Origin of the sequence: Streptomyces sp. NPDC015661 (assembly GCF_043077765.1) — a bacterium.
GTDB lineage: Bacteria > Actinomycetota > Actinomycetes > Streptomycetales > Streptomycetaceae > Streptomyces.
In genome coordinates, this window is record NZ_JBIBST010000012.1 from 93,173 (window position 1) to 106,387 (window position 13,215).

General features: G+C 73.6%; 15 protein-coding genes. 9 read left to right on the forward strand and 6 right to left on the reverse strand.

The window, feature by feature from the left end; translation table 11 throughout:
- Positions 1-138: 138 nt before the first annotated feature.
- Genes ACF07V_RS29890 through ACF07V_RS29900 form a run of 3 tightly spaced genes read right to left on the reverse strand, consistent with a single transcriptional unit; the run spans position 139 to position 2,804 of the window.
- A complete protein-coding gene (locus ACF07V_RS29890) occupies positions 139-1,158 on the reverse strand; it encodes an LLM class flavin-dependent oxidoreductase (RefSeq protein ID WP_392158794.1) in 1,020 nt (339 codons plus the stop codon).
- Between the two features lie 33 nt (positions 1,159-1,191).
- Positions 1,192-1,932: an SDR family NAD(P)-dependent oxidoreductase gene (locus ACF07V_RS29895; protein WP_392158937.1), complete on the reverse strand. Its 741-nt coding sequence runs from the start codon at positions 1,930-1,932 to the stop codon at positions 1,192-1,194.
- Between the two features lie 53 nt (positions 1,933-1,985).
- Complete coding sequence (locus ACF07V_RS29900) at positions 1,986-2,804, reverse strand: SDR family NAD(P)-dependent oxidoreductase (RefSeq protein ID WP_392158795.1); 819 nt, start codon at positions 2,802-2,804, stop codon at positions 1,986-1,988.
- A gap of 246 nt (positions 2,805-3,050) precedes the next feature.
- Here ACF07V_RS29900 and ACF07V_RS29905 point away from each other — a divergent pair, with 246 nt between their 5' ends.
- From ACF07V_RS29905 to ACF07V_RS29920, 4 genes are all read left to right on the forward strand, one after another.
- Positions 3,051-4,316 carry a beta-ketoacyl-[acyl-carrier-protein] synthase family protein gene (locus ACF07V_RS29905; protein WP_392158796.1) on the forward strand — a complete coding sequence of 422 codons (1,266 nt, stop codon included), beginning with the start codon at positions 3,051-3,053 and terminating at the stop codon, positions 4,314-4,316.
- Complete coding sequence (locus ACF07V_RS29910; protein ID WP_392158797.1) at positions 4,313-5,575, forward strand: ketosynthase chain-length factor; 1,263 nt, start codon at positions 4,313-4,315, stop codon at positions 5,573-5,575. The genes ACF07V_RS29905 and ACF07V_RS29910 overlap by 4 nt, the downstream gene beginning before the upstream one ends.
- A 17-nt stretch (positions 5,576-5,592) precedes the next feature.
- Positions 5,593-5,850, forward strand: coding sequence for an acyl carrier protein (locus tag ACF07V_RS29915; protein WP_392158798.1), 258 nt, complete (start codon positions 5,593-5,595; stop codon positions 5,848-5,850).
- Between the two features lie 141 nt (positions 5,851-5,991).
- The gene (locus ACF07V_RS29920; protein WP_392158799.1) at positions 5,992-6,969 is read left to right on the forward strand and encodes an aromatase/cyclase; all 978 of its coding nucleotides are present in this window, start codon (positions 5,992-5,994) and stop codon (positions 6,967-6,969) included.
- Positions 6,970-6,984: 15 nt separating this feature from the next.
- Here the strand turns inward: ACF07V_RS29920 and ACF07V_RS29925 are convergent, their stop codons facing one another.
- Positions 6,985-7,770 carry a DUF6081 family protein gene (locus ACF07V_RS29925; RefSeq protein ID WP_392158800.1) on the reverse strand — a complete coding sequence of 262 codons (786 nt, stop codon included), beginning with the start codon at positions 7,768-7,770 and terminating at the stop codon, positions 6,985-6,987.
- A gap of 143 nt (positions 7,771-7,913) precedes the next feature.
- Between ACF07V_RS29925 and ACF07V_RS29930 the strand changes: the two genes are divergently transcribed.
- From ACF07V_RS29930 to ACF07V_RS29940, 3 genes are read left to right on the forward strand one after another with little or no spacing between them, the layout of a single operon-like run.
- Positions 7,914-8,342: a nuclear transport factor 2 family protein gene (locus ACF07V_RS29930; protein WP_392158801.1), complete on the forward strand. Its 429-nt coding sequence runs from the start codon at positions 7,914-7,916 to the stop codon at positions 8,340-8,342.
- Between the two features lie 14 nt (positions 8,343-8,356).
- Positions 8,357-9,106 carry a 4'-phosphopantetheinyl transferase family protein gene (locus ACF07V_RS29935; RefSeq protein ID WP_392158802.1) on the forward strand — a complete coding sequence of 250 codons (750 nt, stop codon included), beginning with the start codon at positions 8,357-8,359 and terminating at the stop codon, positions 9,104-9,106.
- Positions 9,107-9,125: 19 nt separating this feature from the next.
- Positions 9,126-10,046 carry an MBL fold metallo-hydrolase gene (locus tag ACF07V_RS29940; protein WP_392158803.1) on the forward strand — a complete coding sequence of 307 codons (921 nt, stop codon included), beginning with the start codon at positions 9,126-9,128 and terminating at the stop codon, positions 10,044-10,046.
- Between the two features lie 215 nt (positions 10,047-10,261).
- Here the strand turns inward: ACF07V_RS29940 and ACF07V_RS29945 are convergent, their stop codons facing one another.
- Positions 10,262-10,795, reverse strand: coding sequence for a flavin reductase family protein (locus ACF07V_RS29945; RefSeq protein ID WP_392158804.1), 534 nt, complete (start codon positions 10,793-10,795; stop codon positions 10,262-10,264).
- 254 nt (positions 10,796-11,049) lie between these two features.
- Between ACF07V_RS29945 and ACF07V_RS29950 the strand changes: the two genes are divergently transcribed.
- The gene (locus ACF07V_RS29950) at positions 11,050-11,427 is read left to right on the forward strand and encodes a DUF6344 domain-containing protein (protein ID WP_392158805.1); all 378 of its coding nucleotides are present in this window, start codon (positions 11,050-11,052) and stop codon (positions 11,425-11,427) included.
- A gap of 342 nt (positions 11,428-11,769) precedes the next feature.
- Here ACF07V_RS29950 and ACF07V_RS29955 read toward each other — a convergent pair whose 3' ends face one another.
- The gene (locus tag ACF07V_RS29955; protein WP_392158806.1) at positions 11,770-12,477 is read right to left on the reverse strand and encodes a DUF5324 family protein; all 708 of its coding nucleotides are present in this window, start codon (positions 12,475-12,477) and stop codon (positions 11,770-11,772) included.
- Positions 12,478-12,673: 196 nt separating this feature from the next.
- On the opposite strand from ACF07V_RS29955, the gene ACF07V_RS29960 reads away from it, so the two are divergent.
- On the forward strand, positions 12,674-13,201 hold the full coding sequence (locus tag ACF07V_RS29960) for a peptidylprolyl isomerase (RefSeq protein ID WP_392158807.1): 528 nt from the start codon (positions 12,674-12,676) through the stop codon (positions 13,199-13,201).
- The last annotated feature ends 14 nt before the right edge of the window (positions 13,202-13,215 follow it).

Genomic DNA, 13,215 nt, shown 5'->3' on the forward strand with positions numbered 1-13,215 from the left:
GGGGCCGTCCCGTTTCACGTGAAACACGGTGGCTGGGGGCGCTCTCGTTTCACGTGAAACGAGGCAGGGGGTGACGGTCCTGTTTCACGTGAAACAGGCCAGGCCGGGGGCTCGTTTCACGTGAAACAGGACCGTCGGTCAGCCGGTGGCCGTGCCGGAGCGTTCCAGGGCCTGGGCGGCCGCTTCGAGGATGGACAGACGGCCCTCCAGGCCGGTCGCTGCGGCCGAGACCATGACCCCGAGGGTGGTCACGCCCGCGTCCGCGTAGGCGCGCATCCGGTCCGCGATCCGGTCGACGGGGCCGATCAGCGCCGTACGGTCGATGAAGCCGAGCGGGAGCGCCGCGCCGGCGCCCGCGCGGTCGCCCGCAGCGAGCCGGTCGAGGAAGGCGGCGACCTCGGCCTCGTACCCCATCGAACGCGCCATCGCGCAGTAGAAGTTGCGCTCGGGGTCGCCGATGCCCATGAGGTACACGTACTGGCCACGCAGTGCGTCCGCCGCCTGCTCCGCGGTGTCCGCGACGGCGGTGGGCAGGCTGGGCAGCACGTCGAACCCGCTCAGGTCGTTCGTTCCCCGGCCCTCACGGATCTCCGCGACGGCCTGGGAGACGGCCTCCGGCGAGGTGAAGACCCCGAGCCAGCCGTCCGCGATCTCACCCGCGAGCCGCAGATTGCGCGGGCCGACCGCCGCGAGCAGCACCGGCAGCCGGCCGGGAGGCCGTTCGGTCAGCAGGTGCAGGGGGGCCGGTCCGCCGACCTCGAAGTATGTGCCCCGGTGGGTGACGGGCCCGCCGTCCAGAGCACGGCGGACGACGTCGACGTACTCCCGGGTGCGTTCGAGCGGTCGCGTGAACGGGACGCCGTACCAGCCCACCGACACATCGGGGTTGGAGACCCCGAGGCCGAGCCGGAAGCGGCCGCCGCTCAGCGAGTCGAGTGTGGCGGCGGTCAGGGCGGCCATGGCGGGCGGCCGGCCGGGGATCTGCATCACGCCCGAGATCAGGGCGATGCGTTCGGTCACCCCCGCCACGAGGCCCAGCACGCTGGCCGCGTCGGAGCGGTAGCCCTCGGGGGCCAGCGCGGCGGCGTAGCCCAGCCGTTCGGCGGCGCGGGCGAGGTCGCCGGCACCTTGGTGGACGAGGTTCACGGCGAGCCGCACGATGGAACTCCTCGGAAGGCGGGGGTGGATGGTTCAGAGCAGGTGGGCGCCGCCGTCCACCAGCAGGACCTGCCCGGTGGTGTACGTGGCGCGGATCAGCCCCAGAACGGCTTCCGCGACGTCCTCCGGCCGACCCGTGCGACGCAGCGGAGTGGTCTTCCGCACGTGCTCGGCGATCGGCGCGAAGAAGTCGCTGTTCTGCGTCCAGGGCGTCTCGATCAGCCCGGGCGCTACCGCGTTGACGCGGACGGCCGGACCCACCGTGTTCGCGAGGAGCCGCGTCATGTGCTCGATGGCCGCCTTGCTCACCGCGTACGGGATGGAGCTGCCCGCCGGGCGGCTGCCCGCGATCGAGGACACGTTGACCACGGCGCCGGCTCCCGAGCGGGACAGGTGCGGCATCGCGGCGACGGTGGTCTGCCAGGTCCCGATCACGTTGAGGCCGAGGATCTCCCGCCACACCTCGGGCGTGGCGGCGGCCAGGTCGGCATGCGGGATGGCGCGGGTGCGTCCGGCGTTGTTGACCAGGACGTCCAGCCGGCCGTAGTGCGCGACGGCCGCCTCCACCAGGCGGTGCGCGTCCGCCTCGTCGGAGACGTCCGCCCGGACGTAGAGCGCGTCGGGGAGTGCGGCGGCCGTCTTCTCGCCCTCCTCCACGGAGCGGGCGGAGTTGACGACCACGCGGTAGCCCGCGCCGGCCAGCCGCTGGGCGACGGTCTGCCCGATGCCGGAGGAGGAGCCGGTGACCAGGGCGACGGGTGCCACGGACGCCACCCGTGCGGCCGGGGCGGGCGTCGTGTCCGGTGTCGTGCGAGCTTCGGGGGCCATCAGTAGTTGCCCAGCCCGCCGCAGACGTTGAGCGCCTGCGCGGTGACCGCGGCCGCGTCGTCCGCCACCAGGTACTCGACCATCGCGGCGACCTCGCGGGTCTCGACGTACCGGCCCATCGGCACCCGGGCGGTGATGCGGTCGAAGGTCTCCTGCTCGGACACCTGCCAGATGCCGGCGTAGTGCTCGCGCACCCGCTCGGCCATCGGGGTCTCCACGAAGCCGGGGCACACGGCGTTCACGGTGATGCCGGTACGGGCCAGCTCCAGGCCGAGGGCCTTGGTCAGACCGACGACACCGTGCTTGGACGCCGAGTACGGCACCGCGTGCACGACGCCCTGCTTGCCGCCCGTGGACGCGATGTTGATGATCCGGCCGCGCTTCTTGGCCAGCATCCCACCGGCGCCCAGCACCTCCTTCGTCATGAGGAAGACGCTCGTCAGGTTGGTGTTGATGACGTCGAGCCACAGCTCGTCGGGGATCTCGGCGGTCGCGCCGCCGCCGCTGCGGCCGGCGTTGTTCACCAGGATGTCGACCGTGCCGTACCGCTGGACGGCCGCCGCGACATAGGCGCGGATCTGCGCCGGGTCCGCCACGTCGCACACCGTGCCGTCCACGTCGAAGCCCTCGGCCTGGAGCTCCTTGACCGTCTCCGCGAGCCGCGCCTCGTCGCGGGCGCACAGGAAGGTGCGGGCGCCGAGTGCGGCGAGCCGCCGCGCGATCGCCAGACCGATGCCGCTGGTGGCGCCGGTCACCAGGGCCACCGGCTTCGCCGGAGCGGTGGCCTCGGCCGTGTCCGTCGCTGTCTGCGTCGTCATGCTGCTCGTCTCCCTTGGGTCCCTCGGGCGGGTGCGGGGTGGTGCGTGCGGGGCGTCCTGCCGTCCACCCGAGAGCGTGGTCGCGGCCCCTTGAGCGGGGCTGGAAGGCGGCTCGCGGGCGCCCACGAGCGCACCATCGGCCCGCGAGCCGCTCTCGAGCCGGGCGGGGGAGTGTGCGGCTGTGTCAGAGAGGTACGGCGGGCGAAAGGAGCCCCACGCGATGCCCAGCAGCACAGGAGGACGACGGTGACCCGACGCGTAGTGATCACCGGGGTCGGGGTGCGCGCCCCTGGCGGCTCGGGGACGAAGGGTTTCTGGGACCTGCTCACCGCGGGCCGTACGGCCACCCGGCCCATCAGCTTCTTCGACGCCGCGCCGTTCCGGTCCCGGATCGCGGGCGAGGTCGACTTCGACGCGCGGGCGGAGGGCTTCTCCCCGCGCGAGATCCGGCGCATGGACCGCGCCACCCAGTTCGCCGTCGCCTGCACCCGGGAGGCGCTCGCCGACAGCGGCCTGGAGAGGGACGCGCTCGACCCCTCCCGGATCGGTGTCGCCCTGGGCAGTGCGGTCGCCTCCGCGACCAGCCTGGAGAACGAGTACCTCGTGATGGCGGACGCCGGCCGTGAGTGGCTGGTGGACCCGGCGCACCTGTCGCCGTACATGTTCGACTACCTCAGCCCGGGCGTCATGCCCGCCGAGGTCGCCTGGGCGGCCGGCGCCGAGGGCCCGGTCACCATGGTGTCCGACGGCTGCACGTCGGGCCTCGACTCGGTCGGCTACGCCGTCCAGCTGATCCGCGAGGGCAGCGTGGACGTGGCGGTCGCCGGCGCGGCCGACACCCCCGTCTCGCCGATCGTCGTCGCCTGCTTCGACGCCATCAAGGCGACGACTCCGCGCAACGACGACCCGGAGCACGCCTCCCGGCCCTTCGACGGCACCCGCAACGGCTTCGTCCTCGCCGAGGGCGCCGCCATGTTCGTCCTGGAGGAGTACGAGGCCGCCAAGCGGCGCGGGGCGCACATCTACGCCGAGGTCGGCGGCTACGCCACGCGCTGCAACGCGTACCACATGACGGGTCTCAAGAAGGACGGCCGCGAGATGGCCGAGTCCATCCGGGCGGCGCTCGACGAGGCCCGCCTCGACGGCACCGCCGTCGACTACGTCAACGCGCACGGCTCCGGCACGAAGCAGAACGACCGCCACGAGACGGCCGCGTTCAAGCGAAGCCTCGGCGACCACGCGTACGCGGTGCCCGTCAGCTCCATCAAGTCCATGGTGGGCCACTCGCTCGGCGCGATCGGCTCCATCGAGATCGCCGCGTCGATCCTGGCCATCGAGCACAACGTCGTACCGCCGACGGCGAATCTGCACACCCCCGACCCCGAGTGCGACCTGGACTACGTGCCGCTCACCGCGCGCGAGCAGCGCGTCGACACCGTCCTCACGGTGGGCAGCGGCTTCGGCGGCTTCCAGAGCGCGATGGTCCTGCACCGCCCGGAGGTGGCCGCGTGAGCACCCCGTCGAGCATCGAGTCCGGCACCTCCGGCCACAAGCGGGTCGTCGTCACCGGCCTCGGCGTCACCGCGCCCGGCGGCATCGGCACCGAGCGCTACTGGAAGGCGCTGCTGACCGGCGAGAACGGCATCGGAGAGCTGTCCCGCTTCGACGCCTCGCGCTACCCGTCCCGCCTGGCCGGCCAGATCGACGACTTCGAGGCCTCCGACCACCTGCCCGGACGGCTGCTGCCGCAGACCGACGTCTCCACCCGCTACGCCCTCGTCGCCGCGGACTGGGCGCTCGCCGACGCCGGCGTGGGCCCCGACACGGGCTTCGAGGACTACGACCTCGGCGTCGTCACCTCGACCGCGCAGGGCGGCTTCGACTTCACCCACCGGGAGTTCCACAAGCTGTGGAGCCAGGGACCCGAGTACGTCAGCGTGTACGAGTCGTTCGCGTGGTTCTACGCCGTCAACACCGGCCAGATCTCCATCCGCAACACCATGCGCGGCCCCAGTGCCGCACTGGTCGGGGAGCAGGCCGGCGGCCTCGACGCGATCGGCCACGCCTGCCGCACGGTCCGCCGCGGCACCCGGCTGGTGCTCACCGGTGGCGTCGACTCCGCGCTCGACCCCTGGGGTTACGCGTCCCAGCTCGCCGGCGGCCTGGTCAGCACGGTCACCGACCCGGAGCGCGCCTATCTGCCCTTCGACACCGAGGCCTCCGGCCATGTGCCGGGCGAGGGCGGCGCCGTGCTCATCGTCGAGGACGCCGACTCGGCGCGCGAGCGCGGGGTCGAGCGGATCTACGGCGAGATCGCCGGCTACGCCGCGACCTTCGACCCGGCGCCCGGCTCCGGCCGGCCGCCCGCCCTCGGCCGCGCCGCCGAACTCGCCCTCGCGCAGGCGGGTCTGACGCCCGCCGACGTCTCCGTGGTGTTCGCCGACGGCGCGGGTGTCCCCGAACTCGACCGGGCCGAGGCCGAGGCGATCGGCCGGCTCTTCGGACCGCACGGCGTCCCCGTGACCGCGCCCAAGGCCCTCACAGGGCGCCTGTGCGCGGGCGGTGGCCCCACCGACCTCGTGGCCGCCCTGCTCGCCCTGCGCGACCAGGTGATCCCCGCGACCGGCCGGACCGCGCGGGTGCCCGACTCCTACCGGCTCGACCTGGTGACCGGGCAGCCCCGCGAGGCCGCCCTGAGCAGCGCCCTGGTCCTGGCCCGCGGCCGCCACGGCTTCAACTCGGCCGTCGTCCTCACCACCCACCGACCCTGAACCCAAGGAGCCCCACGATGGCACAGCTGACCCTCGACGCACTGCGCACCATCCTCGTCGCCTGCGCCGGAGAGGACGACAGCGCCGACCTCTCCGGCGACATCCTCGACGTCACCTTCGAGGACCTCGGCTACGACTCCCTGGCCCTCATGGAGAGCGCCGCCCGGATCGAGCGCGAGTTCGGTGTCTCCCTCGACGACGACGACGTCAACGAGGCGCTCACCCCGCGCCTCCTGCTCGACCTCGTCAACGGTTCCGAGGTGCGGGCCGCCTGACGCGGTCCCACCACCGGTCGGCCGGACGGTCGGCCGGACGGCCGGCCCCGGGGGCACGGCACGCGCCGCCCGTGCGTGCGGTGCCCCCGGGGCCGGCCCGGCGCCGTCCCGTACGCATCCCCCGCCCAAGGAGTACGCCCCATGGCCCGCACCGCCGCCCTCCCCACCCCGACCGTCCACCGCAGCGAGCACTCCGTGACGGTGGCCGCGCCCGCCGAGACGCTGTACGCCCTCGTCGCCGATGTGACCCGGTGGCCCGCCGTGTTCGAGCCGACCGTGCACGTGCGGCACCTCGCCCAGGAGGGACGGACCGAACGGTTCGAGATCTGGGCCGAGGTGAACGGCGAGATCGCGCACTGGCGCTCGCGCCGCGTCCTCGACCCCCGACGGCTGTACGTGTCCTTCCGCCAGGAGCACAGCAGGCCGCCCGTCACGTCGATGTCCGGCGGCTGGCTCTTCCGGCGGCTGGCCGACGGCCGCACCGAGATCGTGCTGCGCCACCGGTTCACGGTCGCCGACGACGACCCGGCCGCCGTGGCCCGGATCGAGGAGGCCCTCGACCGCAACAGCGCCCGCGAACTGGGCGCCCTCGCGACACTCGCGGAGACCGGACACCCCGTGGACGACCTGGTCTTTTCCTTCACGGACACGATCCCGCTCACCGGCACCGCCCAGGACGCCTACGCCTTCGTCGAGCGGGCCGAACGCTGGGCGGAGCTGCTGCCGCACGTCGCCCGCGTCACGCTGACCGAGCCCGAACCGGGCGTGCAGTGGCTGGAGATGGACACCGTCACGGCCGACGGCTCGGCCCACACCACGCGCTCGGCGCGGATCTGCCGCGCGCCGGAGTGGATCGCGTACAAGCAGCAGCGCACCCCCCGGCTGCTGTCCGGCCACAGCGGCGAGTGGACGTTCACGCACACCTCCCAGGGGGCGGTGGCGACCGCGCGCCACACGGTCGCCGTCGACCCGACGGGCATCACCGAGGTGCTCGGCCCCGACGCCACCCTCGCCGACGCCCGTACGTATGTGCGGGAAGCCCTCGGCCGCAACAGCCTGACCACCCTCCGCCACGCGGCCGAGGCGGCCGAGGCGGCGGAAGCGACCACCGCCGACTGACCGCCGCGCCCCGGCTCAGGCCCGACGGTGACCTGCACCCGCCGCCAGCGCCACGCGGCGGGCCCGCAGACGCACCCCCTGGCCGTACACGGCCGTGGCGAGCAGACCGAAGCCGACGGTCAGCCGGTCCGGGGCGACCTCGACGCGCGGACCCGGCGTGGACCGCTCCAGATGGCGGCCGTGCCGGCGGGCGTCGAGCCCCAGGCCCGTACGGTCCACCGCGAACACCTCCTCGCCCGCGAGCAGCCACCGCGCCCGCCCCGCGGCCGCGTCCACCTCGACCGCACAGCGATGCCACGCCTCCGGAGTCCGGGGCGCCACCGGAACGGCGTACGCGAACGAGCCGTGCGCCGCACCGGGGCGCGGCAGCCGCTCGTACAGCGCCCACACGAACCCGTTCGTCAGCGCGAAGTCGAAGGCCAGGCCCGAGACCATGTCCACGCAGATCAGCGCGGCCATCGCACACGCCGGGCCGTCCCCGTCCGGGTGCCGGTCCGCCGACAGCACCCGCGCCGACAGCTCCGCCTCCGCCCGGAACGGCCCCGGCCCGCGCGCCTCGGGCTCCGCGAACGCGGCCCACCGCAGATGCGCCGCCTCCTCCTGCCCGGCCGGCGCCCGAGTGAACGCCGGCTGCTCCCCGAGCCCCGCGCCGTACCCCGACTCCACGCACAGCCCGTCACCGTCCCCGGGCGTCCGGACCCGGGCGTCGCCCTGCGCGAGCCACGGCAGCGGCCGCAGCCGCCAGCGGGCCGCGCGCCCCGGCGCGCCCCAGTCCTCGTGGAAATCGTCCTCGAACAACATGCCCGGCTCCCGTGTGTCGGCTCGGTGGCGAGGTGACATGACGCACCGAGGCTCCCCGGCCCGGCTCAAGCCGCAGTGGAGGACCCTTCGAGCCCGCCCGGCGAGGGTGACGCCATCGACCGTCCCGCGCTCCGGAGGAACCAGTGACCGCCACCACCGTCCGTACCGACGTCTACGCCCAGGTCCAGCACTTCTACGCCCACCAGATGCAGGCCCTCGACGAGGGCCACTTCACCGACTACGCGGCCACCTTCACCGAGGACGGCACCTTCCAGCACTCCCCCGCCGCCCAGCCGGCGGTCGGCCGGGCCGGGATCGTCGCCGAACTGGTGGAGTTCCACAAGCGCTTCGAGAACGACCCGGTCCAGCGCCGCCACTGGTTCAACCACATCGCCCTGGAGCCGCAGGCCGACGGCTCGCTGCGCTCCACCGTGTACGCCCTCGTCGTCACCGTCCGGCCCGGCGGAAAGCCCGAGATCACGCCCAGCTGCGTCGTCCACGACGTCCTGGTCGTCACCGACGAGGGCGTCCACACCCGCTCCCGCCTGGTCACCCACGACCAGCTGGCCTGACCGCCCGCACCGCCGTGTGGACACCACCGGGCCCGGCCACCGGGCCCGGCCCCGGCCCCCGACCCGGGCGGCCCCTGCTCAGACACGGCAGCATCGAGGAATGGGCCCGGGCCGCCGAGGCCCGCGGGGGACCGCAGCGGCCCGAGGACACCACCCGCCTGCGCGCCCTGCGCGACGACCGGCTGCGCCGCCGCTTCCTGGCCTCCCGGCTGCTGCTGCGCACCACACTCGGCGCGCTCGCCGGCCGCGACCCCGACGGCATCGTGCTCGCCCGCACCGCGCTGGGCCGCCCCTACGCCCCCGGCCTGCCCGACCTGGACTTCAGCCTCAGCCACACCGGCTCCCTGCTGGCCGTCGCGGTCGTCCGCGGCGGCCGGGTCGGCGTGGACGCGGAACGCCCCGGCCGCCCCATGTCCGTACTGGAGCACCGGATGTGCACGCCCCACGAACGCGCCGGACTCACCGCGCGAGGGCTCCGCGGCACCGCGCGCGACGCGGAACTCCTGCGGCTGTGGACCCTCAAGGAGGCGTACGCCAAGGCGCTGGGCACCGGGCTGCGCCACCCGCCCCGCACCTTCGGCCTCGACCCGGCGGACCCGGCCGGCCGGCCCGCGCTCCCCGGCACCCTGAGCACCGCCACCCGCACGCTGCCCGACGGGACGGTCGTCAGCGTGGTCAGCACGGCCGGCGGGGGAGACGCGATCAGCTCGACCGGGTTCGAGCGGGGCTCCAGCCCCTCAGCCGACGATGAGCCAGTTCCATGATGTCGAGGAGGAGACCCACATGACCGGAATCACCGCCGGCGCCGTCCCGACCGAGCTGACGGAGGTCGCCGACGGGGTGTTCGCCCACGTCCAGCCGGACGGAGGCTGGTGCCTCAACAACGCCGGCCTCGTCGTCTCGGGCGACCGCGCCGCGCTCGTGGACACGGCGGCCACCGAGGCGCGCGCCAGGGCCCTGCGCGAGGCGGTGCTCCGGGTCTCCCCGGCCGTCCCGCAGGTCCTGGTCAACACCCACTTCCACGGCGACCACACCTTCGGGAACTTCGTCTTCCCGGAGTCCCTCGTCGTCGGCCACGAGCGCACCCGTACGGAGATGACCGACGCGGGCCTGCACCTGACGGGCCTGTGGCCGGACGTCGAATGGGGCGACCTGCGACTCGTCCCGCCCGCGCTGACCTTCCGCGACCGGCTCACCCTGCACATCGGCGAGAAGACGGCCGAGCTGCTGCACCTGGGCCCGGCGCACACCAGCAACGACACGGTGCTCTGGCTGCCGGCGGAACGGGTGCTGTTCACCGGCGACCTGGTGATGAACGGCGTGACGCCGTTCTGCCCCATGGGCTCGGTCGCCGGCTCCCTCGAAGCCCTGGACGCGATGCGCGCCCTCGCCCCGGAGGTGGTCGTCACCGGTCACGGCCCGGTCGCGGGCCCCGACGTGTTCGACGAGACCGAGGGCTATCTGCGCCTGCTCCAGGACCTCGCCCGGCAGGGCCTCGCGGACTCCCTCGACCCGGTCGAGCTGGCCCGGCGCACGGACCTGGGCGGGTACGCGCGCTGGCTCGACTCCGAGCGGCTCGTCCCCAACCTCTTCCGCGCGTACGCCGAGGAACAGGGCGAGCCCCGCGGCTCCAAGGTGGACATGAGCGAACTCTTCGCCCGCATGATCGACTACCACGGCGGCCTGCCCACCTGCCACGCCTGACGCCCCACCAGGCTGCCGCTCGGTCCCGCCCGACGGCCCGACAGCCCGCCGCCCGGTCCCGCCCGACGGCACGCCAGCCTGTCGGCCCGTCACGCCCGGGGCCCCGGCGGGCTGTCGGCGGGTCGCCGGGACCTCGGTGGGCTGTCGGTCCGTCCCGCCCGGGCGCCCGGCGGGCTCCCCGCTCCCCGCACCCGGGCGAGGAACCCGCCGCCCGCTCACGTGCCCGCGGCGATCCGCGCCGGTGCGGCGGCCGCCCGCAGGGAGTCCCATGCGGCGAAGGTCCCCCGCCGGTACAGCAGCGGGCGGGCCTCCTCGCGCAGGACGACCCGTTCCATGCGGCCGATCAGCAGCCGGTGGTCCCCGGCGGCCAGGCTCCGCTCCAGCGTGCACTCCGCGTGGCCCAGCACCCCGTCGAGCAGCACCGGGCACGTGGGCACGGACTCGCCGCGCCGCCATGCCACGCCGTCGAACTTCCGGTCCGAACGTCCCGCGAAGGTACGCGCGAGCTCCTCGCCCCCCTCGGCGGACAGCAGATGCAGCGCGAACGCCTCCGCGCCGAGCACCGCGGGCAGGGTGCGGGATCCCTCGTCCACGCAGACGAGCAGCTGGGGCGGGTCGAGGGACACCGCGCTGAACGCGGTGCACGTGAAGCCGAGCGGTCTGCCGTCGGGGCCGGCCGTGGTCACCACCGCGACGGCCGCCGGTACGGATCCGAAGAAGTCGCGGAATGCCTCGGGCCCCAAAGCCATGCCTCTCACCGCCGTCGTCTCGCAGCTGCGCAGCACCGGGGTGGACCCCCGGGGCTCTGACAGCGTCGACGGGACGTCTGGAGGCCCTCTGGACTTCCACTGGAGCTGGGCCGGACGGGTGTTGTTCATCGGAAGAACTGCGCGGCGGCGGCGTCGGTCCATGGAAAACCGAGGCGCATCCACATCATGAGAAAAGTACGTAAAGCGCGCAACCCGAAATGAACCATCTGAGAACGTCACGAAAGTGAGGGGTCATGGCCACCGCCAAGGTCAAGCAGTTCTGGACCGCCTTCATCTCCGTCCTCTTCGCCCTGCTCGCCTCCGTCGGCCTGGCGAACACCGCCGCCGCGGCCGGGCAGCCCGCCGTCCAGCAGCCCGAGGAGCCGGCCCCGCCCGCCGCCGTCCGCGCCGCGACCGCCGGGGAGCGCGCCCTCGCCTCCGTACCGGCACAGCGGACGCATCAGTGGCCCGTCGTCGGGGACCGCTCCCTGCCGCCCACCATCAAGCAGCGCATCGCCGCCGAGGCCCACGGTTCCTCCCCCTCCGCGCGTCAGCGGTCCTCGTCGACGGCCGGCGTCGAGAGCGACCCGGCCGCGCTGACGGACCTGGCGCTCGCCGCCGCGGCGGCGTAGGGCGCGGGGAGACGACGACGCGTACTCCCCACACCCCACGCGCAGGACCTCAGCGGCCCGGCAGGGCCGCAGCAGAACCAGGCAGGACCGGTAGAGCCCCAGCAGGACCCAGCAGGACCAGTAGAGCCCCAGCAGGACCCAGCAGGACCCAGCAGGACCGGTAAAGCCCCAGCAGGACCCAGCAGGACCGGTAAAGCCCCAGCAGGACCCAGCAGGACCGGTAAAGCCCCAGCAGGACCCAGCAGAACCCCAGCAGGACCCCAGCAGGACCCGGTAGAACCCCAGCAGTACCCCGGTAGGACCCGGTAGGACCCGGTAGGACCCGGTAGGAGTGGCGGTCGGTCAGCGGCGTTCGTCGCGTTCGGCGGCCTCCGCGGCGGCTGCGGCATCGTCATCCGCCTCGGTCTCCACGTCCGCGTCCTCGTCGGGAGCCCCACTGCCGTCGACGGACGACAGCGGTGAGCCCTCGTCCATCTCCGTGGGAGCGGGAGGTTCGACCAGCCAGTCGGGATTGGCCTGCTTGTCCCACCACTTCCAGGCGAGGAACGCGCCGCCGACCAGTACGCCGAGGACGACGAGTCCCTTGGCGAGGCGTCCGGCCCTGGCCCGACGCTCGTGCTTCTTCATGATCTTCTGGATTTCCCTCGGCGTCACCTGACCGCGCAGCGCGGCCCAGGCGGCAGTGGAACGCGATCCGGCCTCCTCGAGGACGGGACCGGTCGCGGCGACCGCGCTCTCGACGCGCGGAACGGTGTAGTCGGCCGCCTGACGGGCGGCCTCGCGGGTCTTGACCGCCGCACGATGTGCGGCCGCGTCGACCCGCGGCGGTACATGCGGTGCGACATAGCAGTCGTACTGCGCGCGAGCCTGTGTACGGGCCTGATGAGCGGCCTTCGAGAGCTTCGGGCCGATCACCACCCGCGCCTCGTGCGCGTAGTGCGTGGCCTGGTCCTTGGCCGTGCCGGCGTACGGCGCCACCACTTCCGCGGCGTGCAGGACGCTCTCCTTCGCCGAACCTGTCGCGGCGCGCACGCTGTCCATGCGGGTCACGGGATTCCTCCTCCTCGGTGGCGATGTCGGTTTTTCACCTTTCCATCCTTTTCGGAATCATGCCCGCCGGAGCGGCGTCCGGCATGTGGGGCTGGCATCCGGGGCATGCGAGGATCGGACACGCCAGAGAACAGACGTGACATGACGCGGGACGCGGCACGACGCGACGCGACACGACGTGGGACGGAAGGCGACCGTGGCCGAGCAGCTGTACGCGATCCTCAAGACGAGCCTGGGCGACATCGAGGTGCGGCTGATGCCGTTCCACGCCCCGAAGACGGTCCGGAACTTCGTCGAGCTCGCCTCCGGCGAGCGCGAGTGGACGCACCCCGCCACCGGCACGGTCTCCTCGGACCCGCTCTACGACGGAACGGTCTTCCACCGGGTCATCAAGGGCTTCATGATCCAGGGCGGCGACCCGCTGGGGAACGGCACGGGCGGCCCCGGCTACGAGTTCGCCGACGAGTTCCACCCGGAGCTCTTCTTCGACCGCCCCTACCTGCTGGCCATGGCCAACGCGGGCCCGGGCACCAACGGCTCCCAGTTCTTCGTCACCGTCGGTGCCGCGACCTGGCTGAACCGCAAGCACACCATCTTCGGCGAGGTCGTCGACAAGGAGAGCCGGAAGGTCGTGGACGCGATCGCGAGCACCGCGACCGACCCCCACACCGAGCGCCCGCTCCAGGACGTGGTCGTCGAGTCCGTGGTGATCGAGAAGCGCTGAGGCGGAAGGGACGG

Bases quoted from the DNA above. Each gene is read 5' to 3' on its own strand.
- ACF07V_RS29900 (WP_392158795.1), bottom strand. From the start codon at position 2,804: ATGACGACGCAGACAGCGACGGACACGGCCGAGGCCACCGCTCCGGCG.
- ACF07V_RS29915 (WP_392158798.1), top strand. From the start codon at position 5,593: ATGGCACAGCTGACCCTCGACGCACTGCGCACCATCCTCGTCGCCTGC.
- ACF07V_RS29920 (WP_392158799.1), top strand. From the start codon at position 5,992: ATGGCCCGCACCGCCGCCCTCCCCACCCCGACCGTCCACCGCAGCGAG.
- ACF07V_RS29925 (WP_392158800.1), bottom strand. From the start codon at position 7,770: ATGTTGTTCGAGGACGATTTCCACGAGGACTGGGGCGCGCCGGGGCGC.
- ACF07V_RS29940 (WP_392158803.1), top strand. From the start codon at position 9,126: ATGACCGGAATCACCGCCGGCGCCGTCCCGACCGAGCTGACGGAGGTC.
- ACF07V_RS29945 (WP_392158804.1), bottom strand. From the start codon at position 10,795: ATGGCTTTGGGGCCCGAGGCATTCCGCGACTTCTTCGGATCCGTACCG.
- ACF07V_RS29950 (WP_392158805.1), top strand. From the start codon at position 11,050: ATGGCCACCGCCAAGGTCAAGCAGTTCTGGACCGCCTTCATCTCCGTC.